The organism is Mesorhizobium ciceri WSM4083, assembly GCF_000519305.1.
Taxonomy (GTDB): Bacteria; Pseudomonadota; Alphaproteobacteria; order Rhizobiales; family Rhizobiaceae; genus Mesorhizobium; species Mesorhizobium ciceri_B.
Map to the genome: position 1 here is coordinate 399,101 of NZ_JAFG01000004.1, position 22,774 is coordinate 421,874.

At 63.7% G+C, this 22,774-nt stretch carries 18 protein-coding genes and 1 riboswitch; of the genes, 8 read left to right on the forward strand and 10 right to left on the reverse strand.

Annotated elements, in window-relative coordinates:
- Positions 1-52 precede the first annotated feature (52 nt).
- Positions 53-200: riboswitch (FMN riboswitch) on the forward strand.
- A gap of 76 nt (positions 201-276) precedes the next feature.
- The gene (locus MESCI2_RS0107820) at positions 277-750 is read left to right on the forward strand and encodes a 6,7-dimethyl-8-ribityllumazine synthase (protein WP_027036084.1); all 474 of its coding nucleotides are present in this window, start codon (positions 277-279) and stop codon (positions 748-750) included.
- Between the two features lie 162 nt (positions 751-912).
- Positions 913-1,977, forward strand: coding sequence for a class II fructose-bisphosphate aldolase (gene fba / locus MESCI2_RS0107825; protein WP_013532928.1), 1,065 nt, complete (start codon positions 913-915; stop codon positions 1,975-1,977).
- 60 nt (positions 1,978-2,037) lie between these two features.
- Here fba and MESCI2_RS0107830 read toward each other — a convergent pair whose 3' ends face one another.
- The 6 genes from MESCI2_RS0107830 to ftsZ all read right to left on the reverse strand — a co-directional run bounded on the left by MESCI2_RS0107830 (position 2,038) and on the right by ftsZ (position 10,685).
- A complete protein-coding gene (locus MESCI2_RS0107830) occupies positions 2,038-3,264 on the reverse strand; it encodes a VWA domain-containing protein (RefSeq protein ID WP_032900489.1) in 1,227 nt (408 codons plus the stop codon).
- The gene (locus MESCI2_RS0107835; protein ID WP_027036086.1) at positions 3,257-5,506 is read right to left on the reverse strand and encodes a DUF5682 family protein; all 2,250 of its coding nucleotides are present in this window, start codon (positions 5,504-5,506) and stop codon (positions 3,257-3,259) included. The genes MESCI2_RS0107830 and MESCI2_RS0107835 overlap by 8 nt, the downstream gene beginning before the upstream one ends.
- Positions 5,507-5,510: 4 nt before the next feature.
- Positions 5,511-6,590 (reverse strand): ATP-binding protein, encoded by a 1,080-nt coding sequence (locus MESCI2_RS0107840; protein ID WP_027036087.1) that lies wholly within the window; start codon positions 6,588-6,590, stop codon positions 5,511-5,513.
- Between the two features lie 30 nt (positions 6,591-6,620).
- Positions 6,621-8,048 (reverse strand): DUF5691 domain-containing protein, encoded by a 1,428-nt coding sequence (locus MESCI2_RS0107845; protein ID WP_027036088.1) that lies wholly within the window; start codon positions 8,046-8,048, stop codon positions 6,621-6,623.
- A complete protein-coding gene (locus MESCI2_RS0107850) occupies positions 8,045-9,430 on the reverse strand; it encodes an SWIM zinc finger family protein (protein WP_245270257.1) in 1,386 nt (461 codons plus the stop codon). The genes MESCI2_RS0107845 and MESCI2_RS0107850 overlap by 4 nt, the downstream gene beginning before the upstream one ends.
- A gap of 220 nt (positions 9,431-9,650) precedes the next feature.
- Positions 9,651-10,685 (reverse strand): cell division protein FtsZ, encoded by a 1,035-nt coding sequence (gene ftsZ / locus MESCI2_RS0107855; protein WP_027036090.1) that lies wholly within the window; start codon positions 10,683-10,685, stop codon positions 9,651-9,653.
- On the opposite strand from ftsZ, the gene MESCI2_RS1000000137875 reads away from it, so the two are divergent.
- From MESCI2_RS1000000137875 to fhuB, 6 genes are all read left to right on the forward strand, one after another.
- Positions 10,672-11,055, forward strand: a complete 384-nt coding sequence (locus MESCI2_RS1000000137875) for a hypothetical protein (protein WP_155936594.1) — start codon at positions 10,672-10,674, stop codon at positions 11,053-11,055. The genes ftsZ and MESCI2_RS1000000137875 overlap by 14 nt on opposite strands.
- A 113-nt stretch (positions 11,056-11,168) precedes the next feature.
- The gene (locus tag MESCI2_RS0107860; protein ID WP_027036091.1) at positions 11,169-12,524 is read left to right on the forward strand and encodes a glutamine synthetase family protein; all 1,356 of its coding nucleotides are present in this window, start codon (positions 11,169-11,171) and stop codon (positions 12,522-12,524) included.
- A 128-nt stretch (positions 12,525-12,652) separates the two neighbouring features.
- On the forward strand, positions 12,653-13,537 hold the full coding sequence (locus MESCI2_RS0107865; protein ID WP_027036092.1) for a helix-turn-helix domain-containing protein: 885 nt from the start codon (positions 12,653-12,655) through the stop codon (positions 13,535-13,537).
- A gap of 93 nt (positions 13,538-13,630) precedes the next feature.
- A complete protein-coding gene (locus tag MESCI2_RS0107870; RefSeq protein WP_032900492.1) occupies positions 13,631-15,820 on the forward strand; it encodes a TonB-dependent siderophore receptor in 2,190 nt (729 codons plus the stop codon).
- Positions 15,821-15,854: 34 nt separating this feature from the next.
- The gene (locus MESCI2_RS0107875) at positions 15,855-16,733 is read left to right on the forward strand and encodes an iron-siderophore ABC transporter substrate-binding protein (RefSeq protein WP_027036094.1); all 879 of its coding nucleotides are present in this window, start codon (positions 15,855-15,857) and stop codon (positions 16,731-16,733) included.
- Positions 16,726-18,729, forward strand: a complete 2,004-nt coding sequence (gene fhuB, locus MESCI2_RS0107880; RefSeq protein WP_027036095.1) for a Fe(3+)-hydroxamate ABC transporter permease FhuB — start codon at positions 16,726-16,728, stop codon at positions 18,727-18,729. Before MESCI2_RS0107875 ends, fhuB begins: the two co-directional genes overlap by 8 nt.
- A gap of 36 nt (positions 18,730-18,765) precedes the next feature.
- On the opposite strand, the gene MESCI2_RS0107885 is transcribed toward fhuB, so the two are convergent.
- The 4 genes from MESCI2_RS0107885 to MESCI2_RS0107900 all read right to left on the reverse strand — a co-directional run bounded on the left by MESCI2_RS0107885 (position 18,766) and on the right by MESCI2_RS0107900 (position 22,661).
- Entirely contained in the window at positions 18,766-19,563 is a 798-nt protein-coding gene (locus MESCI2_RS0107885) for an aspartate/glutamate racemase family protein (protein WP_027036096.1), read from the reverse strand.
- A complete protein-coding gene (locus MESCI2_RS0107890) occupies positions 19,560-20,921 on the reverse strand; it encodes a dicarboxylate/amino acid:cation symporter (protein ID WP_027036097.1) in 1,362 nt (453 codons plus the stop codon). The genes MESCI2_RS0107885 and MESCI2_RS0107890 overlap by 4 nt, the downstream gene beginning before the upstream one ends.
- 2 nt (positions 20,922-20,923) lie before the next feature.
- Complete coding sequence (locus MESCI2_RS0107895) at positions 20,924-21,763, reverse strand: substrate-binding periplasmic protein (protein WP_050596495.1); 840 nt, start codon at positions 21,761-21,763, stop codon at positions 20,924-20,926.
- Between the two features lie 205 nt (positions 21,764-21,968).
- Positions 21,969-22,661 (reverse strand): SDR family NAD(P)-dependent oxidoreductase, encoded by a 693-nt coding sequence (locus MESCI2_RS0107900; RefSeq protein WP_027036099.1) that lies wholly within the window; start codon positions 22,659-22,661, stop codon positions 21,969-21,971.
- Positions 22,662-22,774 lie beyond the last annotated feature (113 nt).

Sequence of the window (22,774 nt, forward strand, 5' to 3'; positions counted from 1 at the left end):
CCCAACCTTCTCACGGTTGACAGCAGCGCCCTGCCCTTTCATACAAAGCCGTTAATGTTCTCAGGGCGGGGTGAAAGTCCCCACCGGCGGTAAAGGTTTCGGCCTGAGCCCGCGAGCGCTTTCCGGCAAAATCGGAAAGGTCAGCAGATCCGGTGTGATTCCGGAGCCGACGGTTACAGTCCGGATGGAAGAGAACGAACGGAAGCCGGCCCGCTTTTCGCGGGCTTAATCCGTATCGTGCGTCCTGATTCTGGTTCGAAACGGAAGGATGGACCCATGAATCAGCATTCCCATAAAGACTACGAAAAGACTCGCATCGCCGTTATCCGCGCGCGCTGGCATGCCGATATCGTCGACCAATGCGTACAGGCCTTCGAGACTGAACTGGCCGACATCGCAGGCGAGCACTTCACTGTCGACATCTTCGACGTGCCGGGCGCCTATGAAATTCCCCTGCATGCCAAGACCCTGGCCCAGACCGGCCGCTATGCCGCGATCCTCGGCACCGCTTTTGTCGTCAATGGCGGCATCTACCGGCATGAATTCGTCGCCAGCGCGGTGCTCGACGGCATGATGAACGTGCAGCTGTCGACCGGCGTGCCGGTGCTGTCGGCGGTGCTCACCCCGCACAACTACCACGACAGCGCCGAGCACCACCGCTTCTTCTTCGAGCACTTCACGGTCAAGGGCAAGGAAGCAGCCAATGCCTGTGTGCAGCTTTTGGCGGCGCGGGAGTTGATCGCGGCTTAAGTCACCAAAACTGCCGGATTTCAGCCCTGCAACAAGAATTGCGATCGAGAACAGCTCTGAAGGTTGCGGTTCCGTTGAAATCCCGCCAGAAGCATCAAGGGCCGACCGGCAACCGGTCGGCCCGCGACGTTGCGCTTGAAACCAGATACGGGAGACTATTGGGTGGCTCGCATAACACTGAGACAATTGCTCGACCACGCCGCCGAATACGGCTACGGCGTGCCCGCTTTCAACATGAACAACATGGAACAGGGCCTCGCCATCATGGAGGCCGCCGAGGAGACCAAGTCGCCGGTCATCCTGCAGGCAAGCCGCGGCGCACGCGCCTATGCCAATGACGTGGTGCTGGCCAAGCTGATCGACGCGCTGGTCGAAATCCATCCCGACATTCCGGTCTGCATGCATCTCGACCATGGCAACAACGAAGCCACCTGCGTCACCGCCATCCAGTACGGCTTCACCTCGGTCATGATGGACGGGTCGCTGAAGGAAGACGGCAAGACGCCGGCCGACTACGCCTACAATTCCGGCATCACCAAGCGTGTCGTCGACATGGCGCATTGGGGCGGCGTGTCGGTCGAAGGCGAGATCGGCGTGCTCGGCTCGCTGGAGAGCGGCGGCGGCGAGCAGGAAGACGGCCACGGCGTCGAAGGCGCGATCAGCCACGACCAGCTTTTGACCGATCCCGAACAAGCGGTGGAATTCGTCAAGGACACCCATGTCGATGCGCTGGCGGTTGCCATGGGCACCAGCCATGGCGCCTACAAATTCTCGCGCAAGCCGGACGGCGCGGTGCTGGCCATGAACGTCATCGAGGAGATCCACCGCCGCCTGCCGAACATGCATCTGGTCATGCACGGCTCGTCCTCCGTGCCCGAGGACCTGCAGGAGATCATCAACAAGTATGGTGGCCAGATGAAGCCGACCTGGGGCGTCCCCGTCGAGGAGATCCAGCGCGGCATCAAGCACGGTGTGCGCAAGATCAACATCGACACCGACAACCGCATGGCGCTGACCGGCGCGATCCGCAAGGTGCTGACCGAGAACCCGAGCGAGTTCGATCCGCGCAAGTATCTGACGCCGGCAATGGCCGCCATGCGCAAGCTCTGCAAGGAGCGCTTCGAACAGTTCGGCACCGCCGGCAACGCGCAGAAGATCAAGCCGCTGCCGGTCGCCGAAATGGCCAAGCGCTATAAGTCGGGCAGCCTCGACCCGAAGTTCGGCTGAGCTCCAGCGATTTATCCCAGAGCTGCCAGAAGCATCCTGGCAGCTCTGGCGACGGCTGTTTTACTCCGGAGTCTCGGCCTCGGCACGAACCAGCTTGATATCGGCGCCGGCCGCCCATGCGCCGATATCTTCCCGACGCAATGCCGCCGCCATCATGTCTGGAAACAGGTCCGGCGTGCAGGCGAAAACCGGAATGCCGAGGGCGGCCACCGAGCCTGCCATCTTCGGGTCATAACCCGGCCTGCCCTGGTCGGTCAGCGCCAGGAGCACCACGACGTTTACGCCGGAGCGAACGAGTGCAGCAAGCCGCTGCAGCAATTCCTGCCCGTTGCCGCCCTCATAAAGGTCGGTGATCAGCACCATATGTGACTTGGTCGGCCGTTCGATGCGGTCTGCGCAATAGGCCACGGCCTGGTTGATGTCGGTGCCGCCGCCCAGCTGCACGCCGAACAGGACTTCGACAGGATCGCTGAGCTCCTCGGTCAGATCGACGATTGCCGTGTCGAAGCAGACAAGCTTGGTCCGCACGACCGGCAGGGAGGCCATCACCGCGGCGAAGATGGAGGCGTAGATCACCGAGCTTGCCATCGAGCCCGACTGGTCGACGCACAGCACCACCTCATCCAGGTCGACCAGCCTTCGCTGTTTGCGCATGAAGCCGACCAGCTTCTCCGGCACGATGGTCTTGTGCTCGGGCTGGTAATGGCGAAGGTTGGCTGAGATCGTACGCGGCCAGTCGATGTCGCGCTGGCGTGGGCGGTTGGTGCGCTGCGACCGGTCGACCGCGCCGCGTATCGCCTCGGCTGTCTTCTGCTCCAGCCGCTGCATCAGCCTGGCGACGATATCGGCGATGATCGTACGCGCAATGTCCTTGGTCTTGGCCGGCATGACCGAGCGCAGCGAAACCAGGTCGGCGACGAGATTGACGTCGGCCTCGATCGCTTTGAGGAATTCCGGCTCCATCAGCATCTGCTTGAGGTTGAGCCGTTCGAAGGCATCCTTCTGGACGATCTGGACGACCTGTGCGGGAAAGAACGATCTGATATCGCCCATCCACTGTGCCACCCTTGGCGCCGAGCGCCCGAGGCCGCCGCGCCGCTTGCGCGGATCGGCAGCCGCATCGCCGGCACCATCGCCGTAAAGCGCATCGAGCGCCGCGGAAAGCCGCTTGTCGGTGTCGGACAGCGCTGACGAGGTTTCCTCATCAGTACCGATCGCCAGGCGCCAGCGGCGCTCCCGTCCGTCGCCAGCCTGGATTGGCTCGCTGATTTCGGCCTCGTCATCCATTGCCAGCCTCGCTCCTCAGCAGGGGTCCAAGCCGTTCTAGGTGCCGGCGCCACGCTTCGCCGCCATCCGGGGTCGGCGTCAGTCCGGCCGGCAGGCGTGCGGCGCGGCCGAGCACCGCTTCGATCAGCCGCCGCCGCTCCATCGAGTCCAGATGCGAAAAGACCCGGCGCAGCAACGGCAGATGCGCAATGAAGGCGTCTTCGTCGAGGGATGCGAGCCAGGCATCCACCGCACCGCGCAGGCCCTCGTCGTAGATCAGCCGTTGGCCGGCAGTGCTGAAGAAACCCTCGAAGAACCCTGCAGCCTCGGTGACCGGCGTTCCTGGAGACAGACGTCGTGCGATCAGACCGGTTGCCGCGTCGGCTGACAGATGGCCGGCTTCGTAGAGCAGATGCGCGGCACAGCCTGCCACCAGCGCCGTCGAGCGCGATCCATCGAGCACCGCAGCCAGCCCATTGCGCCAGGCGTCCAGCACGTCCTGTTCAGGCTCGACCAGACTGATCGCTTCGTCGGCCTTGCGCACGGCGCCGACCAGCGTCGTGGATGCCTGGGTATCGAGGTCGCGGGCGGCATAGGCGAGCGCGATCCCGCCTTCGACGATCAGCCGCTCCAGCAGAACGGACAGACGGGCGGTTTCCGTCTTGCGAGCCTCGCCATAGCGGATGATGTCGGCGAGCGGCGGCACCGATGTCAGGATTTCCAGGCATTCGCTGCTGCGGGCTGCCCGTTCCTCCAAGGCCGCGAGACCGGCGATCGACGCTTCCGACAGGTTTGCCGTGATGGCGCCCTGGACCAGTGCGGCCATCGCATCAAGAGACGTTGCCGCGCCGATCAACTGGATCAGCCGGCCATTGGCCGCCTTTTCGATGGTTGGTCCGTAGACCAGGTTCTCCACCAGTCGAACGGCATATTCAGGTTCCCACGACAGCGTCCAACGCTCGCGAAAGGTGCCGCGGCTACGGCCGCTGTCGGTGAGTTTGCCCCAATGCACGCCAAGCACGGACAGCCGATGCAGCAAGGTCGACCGAAACAGCCCGCTCTCGCTGCGCAGATCGACCGACAATTCGCGCTCCAGCGCCTCGGGCTTCAGCCGTGCCGCCTTCTGGTTGCGCTGCAGGTCCTCGATCAGCGGCGCCAGCGGCGTGTCCGGCGGAATTTCACCGACATCCGCTCCCAGAAGCAATTCGGCTTCGACCAGCGCCCACAGCAGCGCTTCCCCGTTGAACAGGGCGGCGATGGCGGCGTCACGCAATTCCTCGAAACCGGGCTTTGGCCGCTCACGGATCACAGCCAGCGTGCGGGCCAGCCGTTCGGCTTCGATCAGCGAGGCGGTCGAGACCATGTGCCCCTTGGCCCTCAGGACCGCCGCGATCTTCGCCAGCCACAGGACCGAGGAGTCGCCTTGCCCGCGCGTCTGCCACAGATGCTTGCACCAGCCGGGCGCGACAACGCCGGCGCCATAACCGAAGCCCAGCGCCAGACGCGGCCCCGTCCACGGCGCCCAGGTCATCATGCTTTTGCGGCGGGCGAGCCCTCTGAGTAGCGCCTGGTCCTCCTTCAGCGGTCGCGTCGCCTGCAGTGCCGGCACATGGAAGGCACCGCAAACGATAGCGATCGGCCCATCGAATTCCTTTCGCGCGGCGGCGATTTCAAGCCGCATATGCGCTTCGCGCTTTGCCTCGAATTCGGCAAGCGGACCTTCGCCTTCGCGCAACGTCGTCATCGCGTCGGCTATTGCCGCGAAGATGGGGCCGGGTTCAGGGTTCTGCTCGATGATATCAGCCCACCAGCTTTCGCCATCTTCATAGCCGGCAGCTTGTGCCAGCGTTCCGATCGGATCCCGCAGATGCGGCGCCAAGTCAGCTTCGACGTTGGCTTCCGTTCCATCGCTATCGGTTTCCCCCACGGCCTCAATCGGCGCAGTGCGGGCTGAAGACGGCAAATCGATGAAGCGCACTGCCGCATTGTTGGTGACGGCCCAGAGCGTCGCCTGGTACTCCGGCGAGAATTCGGCGAAGGGCCAGAAGCTTGTCGAGGCCGGATCGTCTTCGGGATAGCAGAGCAGCGCCACCGGCGGCTGCATTTCGGGGTGGGCCAGCAACGGCAGCAGCGGGCTGGCGTCGGCCGGTCCTTCGATCAGCACGGCGACCGGTTTCAACTCCTGCAACGCCTGCACCAGGCTGTCGGCGGAGCCGGGCCCGTGATGGCGTATGCCGAAATAGGAAACGTCGCTGAGCGCCATGGCGTCAGATTGCCGCGTTCAAGGCCGCGTAGTAGCCGGCATAGTCTGGCCGCTTCTTGAGCACGGTTTCCAGATATTCTTCCAGCACCAGTTTGTCCTGCACCGGATCCTTGACGATCGCGCCGACGAGGCTGGCGGCAAGGCCCTCGGCGCCGAGCTTGCCACTGTCGAACCAGGCCGCCTGGCTGAGGCCGCCGACCATGGTGGCAATGGCTTCGGCCGTGGACAGCGAACCGGACGGCGTCTTCAACGTCACCTTGCCGTCGGCTGTAGCGCCGGAGCGCAACTCGCGAAAAATGGTCAGCACTCGCGCGATCTCCTCACCGACATTCTTCGGTACCGGAAGGTCAAGACCGCCGGCCATCTCGCCGACCCGCTTGGAGACGATCGCCACTTCCTCCGCCATGTCTTCGGGCAAGGGCAGTACGACGACGTTAAAGCGGCGCTTCAACGCCGAGGACAGCTCGTTGACGCCCTTGTCGCGGTTGTTGGCGGTGGCGATGATGTTGAAGCCGCGCTGCGCGTAGATCGAGGTGTTGAGTTCCGGGATCGGCATCATCTTTTCGGACAGCACGGTGATCAGCGTGTCCTGCACATCGGAGCCCATGCGCGTCAGCTCCTCGAGGCGGCAAAGCTTGCCGTCCTGCATGGCGCGGTAGAGCGGCGTCGGCACCAGCGCGTCCTGGCTTGGGCCCTTTGCCAGAAGCTGTGCGTAGTTCCAGCCATAGCGGATCTGGTTCTCGTCGGTACCGGCCGTGCACTGCACGATCAGGGTCGAATCGCCCATGATGGCGGCGGCGAGATGTTCCGACACCCAGGATTTGGCCGTGCCGGGGACACCCAGCAGCAACAGCGCGCGATCGGTGGCGAGCGTCGCCACCGCGGTTTCCATCAGCCGGCGCCGGCCGACATATTTGGGGGTTATCACTGTCCCGTCGTCAGCCTTTCCGCCGAGCAGGTAGGTAAGGACCGCCTTTGGCGAAAGGCTCCATCCGGCAGGCCTTTGCCGGTCGTCGTTGCGCGAGAGCGCCTGCAATTCGGCGGCATAGGCCTGCTCGACCGGAAGACGGATGGCTGCGTTCATTTGCTGTTCTCCGGATTGATCATATGTGGTTCAATGCTCGGCCAGTGACGCGTTGAGCCGCAGAAGACCGAGAGACGGCGCCGACGGCGCCATACCGGCCGCAACAACGTCTCCGATCAATTTCTCCGCCGTCGCCGCCGTGGCGAGAAAGCCCATCGTTTCCAGAAGCTGGTCGACGCCTCGCCTCACAGCGTCATCGTTTGCTGCAACAGCGGAGCGAAGCGCCGCGAGCGTCTGGCCGTTTGTCAGGTCGGCCCATTCCAGCCAGCTTGCTTCGAGGCCCTCGGCCAGATTGAGCGCGCCGAGATGTTGCGTGTCCTTCAGGATCGACCTGACCAGGACACGCTTCCTGCGGCTGTCCAGACGCGCCATGAGGTGGAGGACGAAGAGTGCGGGCTTGTCACGTTCGGCGACAAGCGTATCCGCCATGTGCGTCACCGCGGCGTCGCTGCCCGATGCGGCGACCATTCGGGCAACAAGGATATCGGCATTGCTCTCGGCGCCGAATTGCCACGCCCCGATAAACTCGGATTCGGTGGTGCCGAAGCGCGTGGCGAGGTCAACCAGGTTACAGGTCTCGAACAGTTCGGCGCGACGTCTTTCCTGCGCCGGCGATTTGAGTTTTGCCGGCGTGTAGGTGGTGCGGCGGCGGATGAAGCCGGATTTGCCTTCAGCGATGAAGGCAGCGAGTTCGGCCGTCGGATCTTCCGGCCCGCCATCGCCTGGCGAGCCGTGCTCTCCCAATCTTGCCAGCAACCGGCCAGCGAGCTCGCGCAGCTTGCCGGAACGATCTGCGGAGAGGCTCTTCAGGAATGGCACGTCATCGGCGCCCAGGCCGAAGCGCAACAGGTCGACGAGTGCAATCCTGATCTCCGCCGGCTCTCCTGAGGCCTTGGTTTCGATCAGTTGCCGAGCCGAAGCCGGTGCGGTGCGGCGCATATCGGCGAGCGCGGTGCGGCGTGCGGCGGGATAGAAGTCATCCCAGTTTTCCACCGTCAGATGCTCCTGGCTTGCAGGTTTTTCGCCGTCCGCGCCTGCCTGCCAGTCGACCCAGGGTGCATAAACGTCCGGACTGCTCTGATCCGACGCGGCTGGCATCCAGTCCATCGGATGCAGCACGAAGCCGCGGCTGGCGACGAGCGTGACCACACGCGACTTGCTTCTTGTGTCGGCGGCATGCTTTAGCGCGGCTCGCAATAGCGGCCGCAGCCGTTCCGGCAGCATCGGCAAGGCGAGTTCGGGCAATTGCGGGCGGCGTTTCAGCGTCTTCGGCGCGGCTGGCCGCAAGGCGATGTCGAGAGCTTGTGCGGCGATCGCCAGCAGCCGGCGTTCGCGCTCGTCGGGGCTGGCACTGCCGGCGATCTCCTTCCACGCGCCCGGAGCCAGGTCGAAGGTGGTCCCGCCGGTGATCCAGCAGTCGCGCATGGCCGCCAGGCCGGTCTGCTCGATCTCGTTCACGACAGGTCAAGCCTTCCGAAACCGCTTTGCGCCGCCAGCAGGTCAAGCCGGCTGCCATTCCAAAGTGCTGCCGTTGCCATAAGGTCCAGCCCAAGCAGCGTTGGATTGACGGTGTCGGCAATCGGCAAGGCGATACCATGCGGATCGCCGGCGGCTTGCCACCAGGCAGCGCCCCGATCGTCCAGCAGGATCGCGCCGGGCGGCAGCATGACAGGACAATCGGTGAGCCAAGGGGCTGTGTTCTGGTGAACAGCATGCGCCGCCAGCGGATCGGCTGTGTGAAAGCCGAAATCGGGCCACTCACCTGTCGGGACGTCGCCCTTGCGGTCCGCCACCAAGGCCCGCAGCGGCTGGCGTGCCGGGTAAAAGACCAGCCTGGCATCGAACCGGTCGCCCGGTGTGAAGGCGTTCGACCGGCGACCGGCCGAGGCCGGAAAATAATCGAGCAAGAGAGCAAATTGCGGGCTCGCGCTCTTCAGGTCGAGGAGCCAGGCCGAATGGCTGACGAGACCGTCACGGCGCGACTCGATCTTCTCGCCAAGCACCTCCCAGACGCTTTCGACCTGTTTGGCATCGGGATTGGCCAGAACCTGCTCACGGCTTTCGGACGTCGATACGAGCCGCCTCAGTTCGGCGTCACCTGGTGTCGATCGCCAGGCCTTGGCCACCAGCACGAGCTTGCCGAGTTCGCGGATCGCCGCGTCCGGGCGCTCCTCGCTGCGCAGCCCCATCAGCCGTGACGGAATCTCGTCGATGCGGCCGGCAAGCGCTGTCGCCTTCATGTCGACCAGCCGTGCCGCAATCCGGCGGCAACGGTCACTGCTGTTGTCGACAAAACCGGCCAGGCCAAGCCGCAACTGGTCAGCGATCCATTGATCCAGCTCATCCAACGCCGCCGACACCGCGGATTGCGTATCCAGCGTCCGCTTGCGCTGCGCTGCCTCGCGGCGCTCGACCGCAGCGGCGTCCTCGATATCAGCGCTTTCGTCGTCGCGCGAGGCCTCGCCAATGCTCTTGCCTCCCGCACCGGGCACTGGGTCAGCCGGCTGCGGCGAGGTCTTCCTGCGACGGCCGAGCCAATCATTCACCCATTCCGGGGTCGAGCCTGCGGCGGTAAAACTGGCCGGCGTGGTGGCTGCAATCCACATCAGCGCCAAAGTGTGCTTGCAGGGAAATTTCCGCGATGGACAGGTGCATTTGTAGCCATGGTCGCCGGTGTCGACGACCACACGGTAGGGATTGGAGCCGGAACCCTGGCATTCCCCCCAGAGGAGCCCCAGTTGATCGCTCTTTTCGAGTCGTGGCCAGTTCGATTGCTTGGTCAGCCTGGAAGCGGCGCTCAACGACGCCTGATCGGGCGCAAGCGCTTCGATGGTTTTCAAGTCGAATTCCAAGCCGCGCCTCTCGTCGCTCGAACGATACGGGTAGCCAGTATAGATGGCCGTCTATGACGGATTCTTGTAGCAGCAACCGTACAGAGATCGATACAGCTGAACACAATAGTTGCGCCAGTCAATCTGATCCGTCGGCAATGCAATTGCTATCCAGCGATGTCTCCCCCGAGAAAATTATCTCTTGGCGAGGATAAACGCGCGATATGACTTATTGAAGCGTCCGCGCCGGCTGACCGGCGTGGTCGCGGGCGATGCCGGCTTCGGCATCCTCGGCACCAAAAGCACGGTCGAGGCCCGTCGCCACGACCGAGACCCTGAAGCGGCCTTCCATGCCCTTGTCGAAGATGGCGCCAACGATGATGTCGGCATCCTCGTAGACCTCTTCGCGGATGCGGGTGGCGGCCTCGTCGACCTCGAACAGGGTCATGTCCCTGCCGCCCGATATCGAGACCAGCACGCCCTTGGCGCCTTTCATCGACACTTCGTCGAGCAGCGGGTTGGCGATCGCGGCTTCGGCCGCCTTCATCGCCCGACCCTCGCCGGAGGCCTCACCGGTGCCCATCATGGCGCGGCCCATGTCGCGCATCACGGATTTCACATCGGCGAAGTCGAGATTGATCAGGCCTTCCTTGACGATGAGGTCGGTGATGCAGCTGACGCCGGCATAGAGCACGCGGTCGGCAATGACGAACGCATCGGCGAAGGTGGTCTTGGCATCGGCGATCCTGAACAGGTTCTGGTTCGGGATGACGATCACCGTGTCGGCGCTCTCGCGCAGCCGCTCGATGCCCTCTTCGGCCATCTGCATGCGGCGCCGGCCTTCGAAGGCGAACGGCTTGGTGACGACACCAACCGTCAGGATGCCGGCCTTGCGCGCCGCCTGGGCGATGATTGGAGCCGCACCGGTTCCCGTGCCGCCGCCCATTCCGGCGGTGACGAAACACATATGCGTGCCGGCCAGATGGTCCATGATCTCGTCGAGCGATTCCTCGGCCGCGGCGCGGCCGATCTCGGGAAGCGATCCGGCACCCAATCCTTCGGTAACGTGGGCGCCAAGCTGGATCAGCCGCGTCGCCTTCGACATGGTCAGCGCCTGGGCGTCGGTGTTGGCGGCGATGAATTCGGTGCCCTGAAGCTGCTCGGCGATCATGTTGTTTACGGCATTGCCACCGCCGCCGCCGACGCCGATCACGGTGATCTTGGGTCTCATCTCGGAGATTTCGGGCTTCTTGAACTCGGCCATGCCTGTTTCTCCTTCGTCAATTGCGCGCTTCACGACCCACCCGCAGACTGCTTTTGGGCAGATTGCAATCGAGCGGCATGATGCGAATCAGTCCGTTGCGATGGGTACCCCAAAAAGCCAGACAGCGGCCAGAGGTGCAAGTGCATGCGAGGTCAAGATTTATGATGACCGTTTTGCACAGCGTGGCTCGGGCGCTGCGCGCGCCAGATCTGACCGCAGAGAGCTCGCCGCTCCCGCCGATAGCGGCTGCGCGCTGGTTTACCGGCTCGTGCTTGGCTTTCCGCCCTCCAGCCTCTATGTTGCGACCGCAGATCGCGCAATTGGTTTTGAAATGCCTCCCGACATACCAGCTAGTGACTTGAAAAAATAAGGAAAAGCGCTTGGCGACAGCCAAGTCTGTTTTCCCAAAACTCACAAGCTATTTTTACCAGGGACAGTGCGGCCGGTCAGGCTGCGGCACCTTCAAAAACCAGAGGTTATAAATTGAGCGATGCAATTGCGGACGTTTTGAACTGGCTTGAAAGCAGGACCGACATCCAGAGCCTGAGGGCGGCGGTGTGCGACCTCAACGGCATCATGCGCGGCAAGCGTATTCCCGTCGAGCAGGCAAGGAAAGCGCTGGAAGGCAAGCTGCGCATGCCTTTTTCGCTGATCGGACTGGACGTCTGGGGCGAAGACATCGAAGGCAATAGCCTGGTTTTCTCGACCGGCGATGCCGATGGACTGTGCCAATGGACGGGGCGCGGCATTCTGCCGGTGGCCTGGACGGCGCATCCGACAGCACTAGTCCCGCTCTGGCTTGCCGACGAAAGCGGCGCGCCCTATCTCGGCGATCCGCGACGGGCGCTGGCCCGCATCCTCGACCGCTACAAGGCCTTGGGCCTGACCCCGGTCGCGGCAACGGAACTCGAATTTTATCTCGTCGATCCGCAATCGCAGCGGCCGGTCGGACCGGTCTCGCCGGTCACCGGACGCCGTCTCGATTCCGACGCGGCGCTGTCGATCGACGAGATCGACGATTTCGAATCCTTCATCCATGACGTCTACGAGGCCTGCCGGACGCAAGGCATTCCCGTCGACACGGCCATCGCCGAAAACGGCGTCGGCCAGTTCGAGATCAATCTGAACCATGTCGCGGACGCCTTGCGGGCGGCTGACGATGCGGTGCTGTTCAAGCGCACCGTGAAGGGCATTGCCCGCAAGCACGGCTTTGCCGCCTGCTTCATGGCCAAGCCCTATGGCGACCGCGCCGGCAATGGCTTCCACGTCCATTTCAGCCTGGTCGACGGTGAAGGGCGCAACGTCTTCGACGACGGCACCGACCAGGGCTCGGAGACCATGCGTCATGCGGTCGGTGGCCTGCTTGCGGCGATGGCCGAGAGCACGCTGGTGTTCGCGCCGCACTTCAATTCCTACCGCAGGCTGCGCCCGAGATCCTATGCGCCGACCGCGGTCGCCTGGGGCTATGAGAACCGCATGGTCGCGATCCGCATTCCGGGCGGACCGACCGCTGCGCGCCGTATCGAGCATCGCGTTTCGGGAGCCGACGCCAATCCCTATCTGGTGCTCGCGGCCATATTGGGCGCCGCACTCACAGGCATTGAAAGACAGCTGTCGCCAGGCGATCCGATCGGCAGCGATGCCCAGGGCCTTCCGCCGGCAAAGCTGCCACCGGATTGGGCGTCCGCGATCGCCGCCTTCGAGAGCGGGACGCATGTGGCGGAGATTTTTCCAGCCATCCTGCGCGACTCCTTCGTTGCCTGCAAACGCCAGGAATTGAACACGTTCGCGCTCAATGTCAGCGATTTCGAAATCGAGACATACCTCGAAAGTGTTTGAGGCTCGACGGCCCCAGCGGCATTGGTTTCGGCCGATTTTCGAGCAGCCGCAAAGCACTTGCGGTGGGGTCGCTAACCGGGCATAAACATGATAGTTTTTATCATGTATTATGGCTGGGATCACAGGACTTGACCTTCGTTGCGCGCATGGAAAGCCGGATTGAGGGCTTTTCAGTCATTGGCGACCTGAAATGGCATGTCTGGGACGGCGTGGTCGCCGACCTCTGGGATGTCTCATGCGGTGACAAGGCCGAAGGCTATTACGTCTCTCCCGACCCCCGGCTGTTCGTCGCGCTCGATGTGGATGGCGATGGCGCTTTCTTCGTCGAAGACGCCAAGGGCGAATTGCGCCGCCACGACCAGGCTTTTTCCATGGCCTACATACCGGCCGGCGTGCCGATCCGCGGCCGGGTCGAGGGGCTGCGGCGGATCCGGCATCTCGACCTGCATTTCGACGCCGCAGTGCTGACGCGCCGCTTCGGCCGCAGCCTTGACCACGAGGCCTTGCGGATGTCGCGCTTCCAGTTTCGCGACGACCGGATCGCCATGCTCGCCGGCCTGATCGCCGCCGAATGCGGCAGCGACCGGCCTCTGCATGATCTCTATGGCGAGGGTCTGCTCAATGCCTTGTTCGCAAGCCTGTTCCAGATAGACCAGCCTGATACCGTCAGGCGGCGGTCGCCGCTGTCGCGCCGCAAGCTGCGCCTCGTCACCGACTACATCGACGCGCATTGCCTGGACAGGATCCGGCTTGCCGATCTCGCCGCGCTGACCGGCCTGTCCGAAACTGCGATGAGTCACGCCTTCAAGGCGGCGACCGGCGTGCCGCCGCATCGCTGGCAGATGCAGGCGCGGGTCGACAGGGCCAAGGCGATGATGGCGCGCGACGCCGCTTCACTTGGCGACATCGCCGAGGCAACGGGGTTTTTCGACCAGGCGCACCTGACGCGTGTGTTCAAGTCGATTGTCGGCGTGACGCCCGGCGCCTGGATGAGGAGCACCAGTCGCCAGTGACATTTCCGCAACATCACACCGCGATGTCCCTCGTTTGGACAAGAATGGACAAACTGCCCAATTCCGTCCAATGACCCGCAGATAAGTTGAGATATGAGCAGAACTTACCGGATGAAGGCGCTTCTGGCGGCCAGCGTCGCCGCGGCCGCGATGATCCCGCCAATGGCCGCGTTCGCACAGTCGGTGCAAACCAGCACCCAGCTTGAACCGGTGGTGGTCGAGGGCGAGGCCGGCGACGGCGCGACCGGACCGGTTAAGGGCGTCGTCGCCAAAAAAAGCAGGACCGGCTCCAAAACGGCGACCGACATCAAGGACATCCCGCAATCCGTGTCGGTGGTCGGCCGTCAAGAGATCGACGACCAGGGCGCGCAGAAGGCTGATGAGGCCTTGCGCTACACGGCCGGCGTCTTCGCGCAGCCCTTCGGCCCCGACAGCGACACCAACTGGCTGTACATCCGTGGTTTCCAGGCGACGGCCACCGGCACCTACATGGATGGGCTGCAGCTGTTCAGCTACGGCTTCGGCGGCTTTTATGTCGACAGCTTCGGGTTGGAGCGCATCGAGGTGCTGAAGGGGCCTGCCTCCGTGCTCTATGGCGGCAGCAATCCCGGTGGCCTGGTCAACTATGTCAGCAAGCGGCCGGACTTCGAACGCACGCGCTATGTCGAAACCGGCGTCAACGACGCCGGCAATGTCTATCTCGGCTTCGACATTGGCGACGTCGCCAAGGATGGCGCGGTCAGCTACCGGATGACGGGCAAGGTCGCCGGCGGCGACACCTATAGCGACCTGCAAAATGGCTGGCGCGGTTTCATCTCGCCGAGCATTACGTGGAAGCCGGACGAAGCAACCACGCTGACCATCCTGGCCAACTACAGCCACATCGACGAGAACCACAATGGCGGCAGCTTCCTGCCCTATAGCGGGACGGTGACGGACCACATTGTCGACGGCGTGAATTATGGCCGCATCGACCCGGATGCGAATTTCACGGAGCCGAGCGTCGATCTCTACAAGCGGGAACAGGGCTCGATAGGCTACGAGTTCGAACACACATTCGACAATGACTGGACGGTGCGCTCCAACGCCCGCTTCACCGCCGCCGATATCAATGAGGTCAGCGTCTATCCGAATGGCTGGTCAACCATCGGAGGGCCCACCGATCTGGCCCGCATAAATTTCGACCATGACACCACGGCCAAGACCTTCCTTGTCGACAACCAGATCGAAGGCAAGGTTGTGACCGGTCCTGTCGAACATACGATACTCGCCGGCATCGATTTCAAATACTACAACATCGACCAGGTCCAGTCGTCTGGCCTCTACGACGAAAACTATGACAACCCGATCGACGCTTTCCATCCAGTATACGGCTCGCCACTGACGCCACGTGTCAGCTACCTCAACCAGGACCTGACGCAGAAGCAGCTCGGCTTCTATGCCCAGGACCAGTTGCGCTTCGGCGATGGCTGGCTGGTGACGCTGAACGGCCGCTACGACCGTGGCTGGCTCGACGCCGACAATCGTCCGACCTACTACAGCAGCAGCTCCAGTTCACAGAGCCAGACTGTCGGAGATTTCTCCGGGCGAGCAGGACTGGCCTACGAATTCGACAACGGCGTTACCCCCTATGCCAGCATCGCCACCTTCTTCAACCCGATCATCGGCACCGACGCGTTGGGTAATCTGTTCAAGCCGGAGGAAGGCACGCAATACGAAGTTGGCGTGAAATACGTACCGACCTTTGTCGATGGCCTGTTCACCCTGTCGCTGTTTGACCTGACGCGCCAGAACGTCCCTTCCAATGTCACTCTGTTCACGCAGATGCAGACCGGTGAAGTGCGCTCTCGCGGTGTTGAACTCGAAGGCAAAGTGAACGTGACCGACGATTTCCGGGTCACGGGTGCATTCACGGCCTACGACATCGACATCACCAAGGACGCCAACCCGGCGCTCATCGGCAAGACACCCTTCATCGTCCCCGAAGTCATGGCTTCCGCCTCGGTCGACTATACGTTCCGCGGCGACTGGTATGACGGCGTCTCGATCGGCGGCGGCCTGCGTTATGTTGGCTCTTCGTGGGCCGACAATGAGAACACGGCCAAAGTGCCGGCGGTCACGCTGGCCGATCTGAAACTCGGCTACGAGAAGGAGAACTGGGGGATCGATCTCAACATCACCAACCTCTTCGACAAGACTTATGTGTCGAGCTGCCAGACGACGCTGACCTGTTCCTATGGCGAAGGCCGCTCGTTCAAGCTGAAGGCGCATACGACTTGGTAGTCGACTTGGTTACAGCTTGCCAAACAAACCAGTGATGATCCATCCGCCCAACAGACGGCAGGTGCTTGCGCTGGCGGCCGCGGCATTGCTGCCACCGGTCGCCGCCAGGGCCGCTACACCGCGCGTTGCAGCGATCGACTGGGGCATGCTGGAGACGTTGCTGGCACTCGGCATCGAGCCGGTGGCGGCGACCGAACTGATCCAGTTCCGCAAGATCGCGGTCGAGCCGAGAGTGCCCCAATCGGTGACCGACCTCGGCCTGCGCGGCGCACCCAATTACGAACTGCTGCGCATCGTCGCGCCTGATGTCATCGTGATCTCCAATTTCTATGAATACCAGCGCCCGATGCTGGAGCGCATCGCACCGGTGTTTGCGCAAGCGGTGTACGAGGCTGGGGTGCCGCCCTACATGCTCGCCGAGGCGGCGACGCTGGCGCTTGGCGAAAAGCTGGGGCGGCAGGCCGAGGCGAAGCGCTACGCCGACGAGACCGCCGATGAAATCGCACGATTGCGCGCCACCTTGCCCCGCGCTTCCGGGCATCCGGTCTTCGTCATCAGTCTCGGTGATAGCAGGCATTTTCGCGCCTTCGGTCGCGATTCCATGTTCGGCGATGTGCTGACGCGTCTCGGCCTGGTCAATGCATGGACCGACGAGACGAGCTACAGCGCGGCGGCACCCGTCGGACTGGAGGCGCTTGCGCGCGTGCCCGAGGCGTCGATCCTGATCGTTTCGCCACTGCCGGCGGATGTCGGGCGCTCGCTTCCGACAAATGCCTTGTGGAACGCTCTGCCGGCGGTGCGTCAGAACCGCGTTGCCGTGCTGGAACCGGTCAACCACTTTGGCTGCCTGCCATCGGCACGCCGTTTCGCGCGTCTGGCGACAGCCGCCCTTGCCAGGCAGGCCCATGGCTGAGCGCACTAAAAGCGATCGCGCCGCGACGAGTGCCGCGCTGTTGCCAATCGCCCTGTGGGGCCTCCTCGCGGCTGTGGCAGCGCTCCTGTTCGCATGGCGGGTCGGCATGCAGTGGCCGGCTCCACTGCCGGGCGGCATCGGTCTCGACCGCGTCATCCTGCTCTACAGCACGCTGCCGCGCGGCGCGGTGGCGGTGCTGGCGGGCGCAGTGCTCGGCATGTCCGGCCTGCTGTTGCAGCATGTGCTGCGCAACCCGCTGGCCGAACCGTCGACGCTTGGCATCTCGGCCGGCGCGCAGCTGGCCATGACGATCGTCTCGCTTTACGCACCGCTGCTGATGGAGCGGTCGCAAAGCCTGGTCGCTTTCGCCGGTGGCATCGCCGCGGTGCTGCTGGTGCTGGCATTGACCTGGCGGCGCGGGCTGGAACCGGTCTCCGTCGTGCTCGCCGGGATGATGGTGGCGCTGACCGCCAGTTCCGTCAGCGCGGCGCTGATCCTCGCCAATGGCGAGTACCTGTTTTCGCTGTTCATCTGGGGTGGCGGATCGCTGGTCCAGCAGGACTGGGAGCCGACCATCGCGCTGACGATCAGGCTGGCGGCCGGTGCGGTTGCCGCATTGATGCTGCTGCGGCCGCTGACCATCCTTGGTCTCGACGATGCCTCGGCACGCGGCCTGGGCGTCGCCCGTCACTCAAGCCGCTTTCTCATCATCGCGCTTGCCGTGTGGATGGCGACGTCAGTCGCGGCAGAGGTTGGCGTCATCGGGTTCGTCGGTCTTGCAGCGCCGGCGCTGGCCACGCTTTCGGGCGCCCGCACACTGCGCCAAAAACTGATCGCCGCGCCGCTGATCGGCGCCGTGCTGCTGTGGCTGACGGACGGGCTGGTACAGCTGGCCGCCGGTTCCGGTGGCGAACGCATTCCGACCGGCGCCGGCACCGCCCTGCTCGGCGGCCCGCTGCTGCTGTGGCTGTTGCCACGGCTGCGCCTTCTCGAATGGCCGCATCTCGGCTCCAAGGGGGCAGCACCGCGCAAGGCCAGCCGGCCCTGGCTGATCATCCTGCTTCTGTTTGCGCTGGCGCTTGTCGCTGCCATCGTGGCGCTTGTCGTCGGGCGTGGCCCGGACGGCTGGTCTATTGCTGGGGGAGACCTGTTAACCGACCTCGCCGCCTGGCGCGCGCCACGGATCAGCGTAGCGGCTGCCGCCGGCGCCATGCTTGCGGCAGCCGGCGTCGTCATCCAGCGGGTCACCGGCAACCCGCTGGCAAGCCCCGAATTGCTGGGGGTCGGCACCGGCGCCGGCGCCGGCCTGACAGCCGTGCTGATGGTCAGCGCCACGGCCAGTCCCGGCTGGCAGCTCGCCGGCTCAGCCTTGGGCTCACTGGCAGCCTTGATTGCCATGCTGGCCCTTGCCGCACGAGCAAAGTTCGGTGCCGAGCGGCTGCTGCTTGCCGGGATCGCCATGAGCGCGCTGTGCAGCGCTGCGATCACCGCGACGATCGCCATGGGCAATGCACAGTCCTACATTCTGTTGCGCTGGCTGAGCGGCTCGACCGGCCAGGCGACGGCGCTCGATGCAAAGCTGGCGCTCGCTTGCCTGTTGCCGCTGACGTTACCGCTGTTCCTTGCCGCCCGCTGGCTGGACATCCTGCCGCTCGGGTCCGACAGCGCACGCGGGCTGGGCGTGCCGGTTGCCGGCGGACGGCTGATGCTGATCATCGTTGCCGCGCTGCTGACCGCGCTGGCCGCCATGGTCGTCGGGCCATTGAGCTTCGTCGGCCTGATCGCGCCACACCTTGCCCAGCTGGTCGGCTTTTCGCGCGCACGCGTCCATCTCGCCGGAGCGATGGTTCTGGGTGCCTTGCTGATGATCGTCTCGGACTGGCTATCGCGCATGGCGGCCTTTCCCTACGAACTGCCCGCGGGCCTGTTCGCTTCGCTGCTTGGCGGGCCGTATCTCGTCTACCTTCTTGCCAAGGGCGTGCCGCGCCAGGGCTGACAGGTTCCGAAATGCTATGAGGTTCTATCCATAGGGCTAGGCCAGTGCGGCCAAGCTGGCGCGCATCGATCGGTCATGTTCCGGCAGCCGCGATACGGTCGGCAGGCCGCGGGCTTCCTGGGCATCGAAGCCCAGTCGGTTCAGACAGGCTCTTGCCAAGGCCGCATTGCTGTCGATGACGACCAATCCAGTGATATCGTTGAGGCTGGCGGCCACCACCGACAGTTCGGTGCAGCCGAGCAGGGCGGCATCGGCGCCGGCCGCTTGCGCGATGTCGAGCGCGCGCTCGGTTTCAACCGCCGCATCCGTGATCGAACCCGCCTTGACGAGGCTGATCGCGCTGTCGACGCAGGCCTGAAACTTGGTGTTCGCGGGAAGGCAGAGCTCAAATCCCGCTGCCGACATCCTGTCCTGATAGAAGCCGGAGACCAGCGTGCCTTGGGTGGCGAGAACAGCAACCCGGCCCTGATCCAGGCTACGACGCGTCTCCGCCACCACAGCATCTCCGATATGGATGATTTCCGCGCGCGAATTCGCCGCCAGTTGGCCGTACCAATGGTGGGCGGTGTTGCACGGCATCGCGATACAGGCGACGCCGAGCGCATTGAGCGTCGCGACCGCGGCTTTCAAAGGCGCCAGCGGCCCGTCATGGCCGGCAAGGATGGCTTCGGTCCTGTCGGGCAGCTGCGGGACACTGAGGATCACAGCAGGCACATGTTCGTTGTCTCTGAGCGCCTGGGTCATCCGGGTCAGCTTGAAGTAGAAATCAGCCGAAGCAAGCGGCCCGAGACCGCCGATAATGCCGAGCTGGGGACGGATGCTGTCGTCGATCATCGCACGGGCTCGGCTTCGAGCTGCTCCGAGACGGTTTCAGGCTGCGTCGTCTCCCTGTGGCTGGGAGCGATCATTGCCGTGCTTGCCGCGACGGTGCAAACGCTGGCCAGCGTCATGAACGTGTCGACGGCTGCATCCACCGCGACGAACAGGACGAACGCCGCCTCGAAGGGAAGCTTCAGGTAGCCGCAGACGATGGACATTTGCGACAGGATGAGCAGGCTGCCCATGCCGCCGGTGGTGAGCGCGAGAAGCGCTGAGATGATGCCGACGAGCACGAGGTCCGAGACTGCAAGCTGGTGGCCGTAAAGCTGGGCGATGAACAGCGCACCCGAAGTGTAGAGCAGCGCCGGGCCTGTGCGCAGCAATGCCGCCTGCAGCGGCACGAGCAGTTCGACCACCACCAGGCTGAACCGCAGGCGCTCGCTCAAAAGGTTGATGACCCACGGCAGCGAGGCGACCGTGGAGCGTGTGGTGATGGCCACCATGAGAAGGGGTTGGCAGGTCTTGATCGTGGTCCAGTAGCTTCGTCGCGACCGGATGGCGATAATGGCAAAGGACCCGGCAACGAATATGAGGCAGGAAAGACCCATAACCAGCAGGTAACCGCCCATCAGCGTGAGCGGCTTGGTTCCGGTCGACGCGGTCTGGTCCGCGATCAGGATGAAGGTTGCAAAGGGCAACCCCCAGATGAACCAGTTGGTGAGCACCGTGCAGGCCCGGTAGACCGCGTTGAGCGCCTGGGTCAGGCTCATGGACGAGGGCTGGGGAATCTTCCCCATCGCGAGCCCGAAAAGCAGGCAGAACAGCAAAACCTGGATGGTCTGGCCCGAGGCCAGCGCGTTGAAGACGTTGTTCGGCACCAGGTCGAGCAGGATCGAGTGCCCGCCATTGGGATCGCCATTGGAGGGCGGTGGCTGGAATGGGAAGGCGAGATCGGTGGACACGCTGCCTTGCGAATTGATGAACTCGCCAAGCTCGATGCGCGACTGTGGATTCTCGATCTGGCCCGGCTGCAGGATCAGCGACAGGGTGCCGCTCACCAGCACGCCCAGGAACGACACGACCAGCACGGCCATGCCCACCTTGCCGAGGTAGCGGACCGATTTTGGATCCTGGACCATTGCCGTGATGGAGAAGATGACCGACGAGACCAAATAGGGCAGGACGACCATCTTGAGGAAATTCAGGTAGAGTTGTGCGACAGGGCTGATCGCATGGGCAAAGTCTGGATAGTAGAGGCCGCACAGTATCCCTGCAGCAATCATCACAATCGTCGTCACGGGCGAGCGCAGGATGCGCCTTGCCGCGAGGCGCCAGTCGAAAGGCAGGGGTCCGGCTACGTCGGAGATGGCCATTGTCAGGCTTTGCTCCCCAGGCGATAGCGGGCGATGATCTCATCCGTGTTGAGAATCTGCTGACCCCGCGCGAGATCGAGATAGAGATCGACAAAGGCCGCGAGGTGCGGATTGTCCGGCCGCACGCCGACTGCGATCGTATCGACCTTGTCGGTCAGCGTGATCGAGCGCGCGACGACCGTCATCGACGGGTCGTCGACCATCAGCTTCTTGATCTCGAAATCATCGCGATAGGCCATGTCGATCGTCCCGTTTCGGATCGCATCGATGATCAGGTCCCAGCTTGCCAGGCGGTGGATTTGCGCATGCGGGAAGGTCGTGGCCGCATAGGTGGCAAATGAAGAGCCCTCGATCACGCCAAGATCGCCTGAGAAGTCACGGACGATCTGTTCGGGCGGCTTGCCTTGCGCGATACGCGCCAGGTTGAGGCGGTTGGCGATCAGCCCTTGCCGCAGCATGGCATAGGGGCGGGAATAGATGATCGACCGGCCGCGCTGAAGCGTCCGGCTGAGCTTGCCAATCGCCATGTCGGCCTGTCCGGAACTGACCTGTCTGACGATATCGTCGAACGTTGCGGCGGATCGGTCGAACACCGGCTCGACGCCAAGCGCCGCGGCGATGCCGTGGGCCAGTTCCATGTCTATGCCATCGTCCCCCGAGCCGTCGGCCGGGAAGAACGGATTGGAAGCGAAGGCCGGCATTGCGATGCGCAATGCATCGCCGCTCGCGATAGGTTGAGGGGCGTTCTCCGCCTGCTGACCCGGAGTGCTGGCTGCGCGGGCTTGCGAGATCAGCAACCCGCTGCTCCCGGCCGCAAGCAGTGTACGACGTGTAACCGGCATGCGCGTTCTCAATTAACCCGGGAAAGCCAGCAACATGCACAACCGACGTTAAACAAACGTATATATTACACTGAGCCTTTTTATGTATTGGACAAGCAGCTTAGCGCCACAAAATATGAGCATTGCCTAATATATAAGAAACAAGGGAAGGATCGCGTTGCTTCCCGCCGGCGATCAGCTGGCCCTTAGGCGATCATCTGGATTGTCAAAACGTCTCGACCCAAGGCCGTAACTCAAGCTCCGAGCTCCAGGCGCTGCGATGCTGGCGATGGGTTGTGAGATAGGCCTCGGCGATGGCGTCCGGCGACAGGCGGCGGTCCGGCCGGTCGGGATCGGCCGCCTGTCCGGGCGGCTCGATCTGGCCGTCGATGATGAAATGCGCGACGTGGATGTTCTGCGGGGCGAGTTCGCGGGCCATGGACTGCGCCAGACCGCGCAAGCCGAATTTCGGCATGGCAAAGCCGGCCGAGCCGGGAAATCCCTTCACACTGGCAGTGGCGCCGGTGAACAGGATCGATCCGGAACCCCGCGCCAGCAGCCGGCGCGCCGCCTGCTGGCCGACCAGGAAGCCGCCATAGGCGCCGACCAGCAATGCCTGTTTGACCGCTTCGGCATCGAGCTCGGCGACCGGGCCGCGCGTGCGCGCGCTGGCGTTGAACACCGCAAGCGCCAGCGGGCCGGCCTTGTCGGCCGCGTCGAACAGCCTGGCAACGGATGCAACGTCGGCGACATCCGTCTCGACGGCCAGGGCACCGGTCTCGTCGACCAGGACGCTGAGCTTCTCGACGTTGCGGGCGGCCAGAACCACGCGAAAGCCTTCCCGGGTGAGAAGGCGCGCAAGCGAGGCGCTCAGACCAGCGCCCGCGCCTGCAATAACGGCCACATCGGATGAGGTCATGATTTTCTCTCCCTTGCGGATTTCGGCGGAAGCGTTCGCCAGATCAGGCAAGGTCGCGCCTTCGGGGCTGACAGGCAAGAGGTGGCATCTCGGTGGCTGTTGAACCAGACGGG

Coding starts and splice junctions, on each gene's coding strand:
- MESCI2_RS0107820 (WP_027036084.1), top strand. CDS start 277: ATGAATCAGCATTCCCATAAAGACTACGAAAAGACTCGCATCGCCGTT.
- MESCI2_RS0107830 (WP_032900489.1), bottom strand. CDS start 3,264: ATGGATGACGAGGCCGAAATCAGCGAGCCAATCCAGGCTGGCGACGGA.
- MESCI2_RS0107835 (WP_027036086.1), bottom strand. CDS start 5,506: ATGGCGCTCAGCGACGTTTCCTATTTCGGCATACGCCATCACGGGCCC.
- MESCI2_RS0107840 (WP_027036087.1), bottom strand. CDS start 6,590: ATGAACGCAGCCATCCGTCTTCCGGTCGAGCAGGCCTATGCCGCCGAA.
- ftsZ (WP_027036090.1), bottom strand. CDS start 10,685: ATGGCCGAGTTCAAGAAGCCCGAAATCTCCGAGATGAGACCCAAGATC.
- MESCI2_RS0107870 (WP_032900492.1), top strand. CDS start 13,631: ATGAGCAGAACTTACCGGATGAAGGCGCTTCTGGCGGCCAGCGTCGCC.
- MESCI2_RS0107875 (WP_027036094.1), top strand. CDS start 15,855: ATGATCCATCCGCCCAACAGACGGCAGGTGCTTGCGCTGGCGGCCGCG.
- fhuB (WP_027036095.1), top strand. CDS start 16,726: ATGGCTGAGCGCACTAAAAGCGATCGCGCCGCGACGAGTGCCGCGCTG.
- MESCI2_RS0107885 (WP_027036096.1), bottom strand. CDS start 19,563: ATGATCGACGACAGCATCCGTCCCCAGCTCGGCATTATCGGCGGTCTC.
- MESCI2_RS0107890 (WP_027036097.1), bottom strand. CDS start 20,921: ATGGCCATCTCCGACGTAGCCGGACCCCTGCCTTTCGACTGGCGCCTC.
- MESCI2_RS0107895 (WP_050596495.1), bottom strand. CDS start 21,763: ATGCCGGTTACACGTCGTACACTGCTTGCGGCCGGGAGCAGCGGGTTG.
- MESCI2_RS0107900 (WP_027036099.1), bottom strand. CDS start 22,661: ATGACCTCATCCGATGTGGCCGTTATTGCAGGCGCGGGCGCTGGTCTG.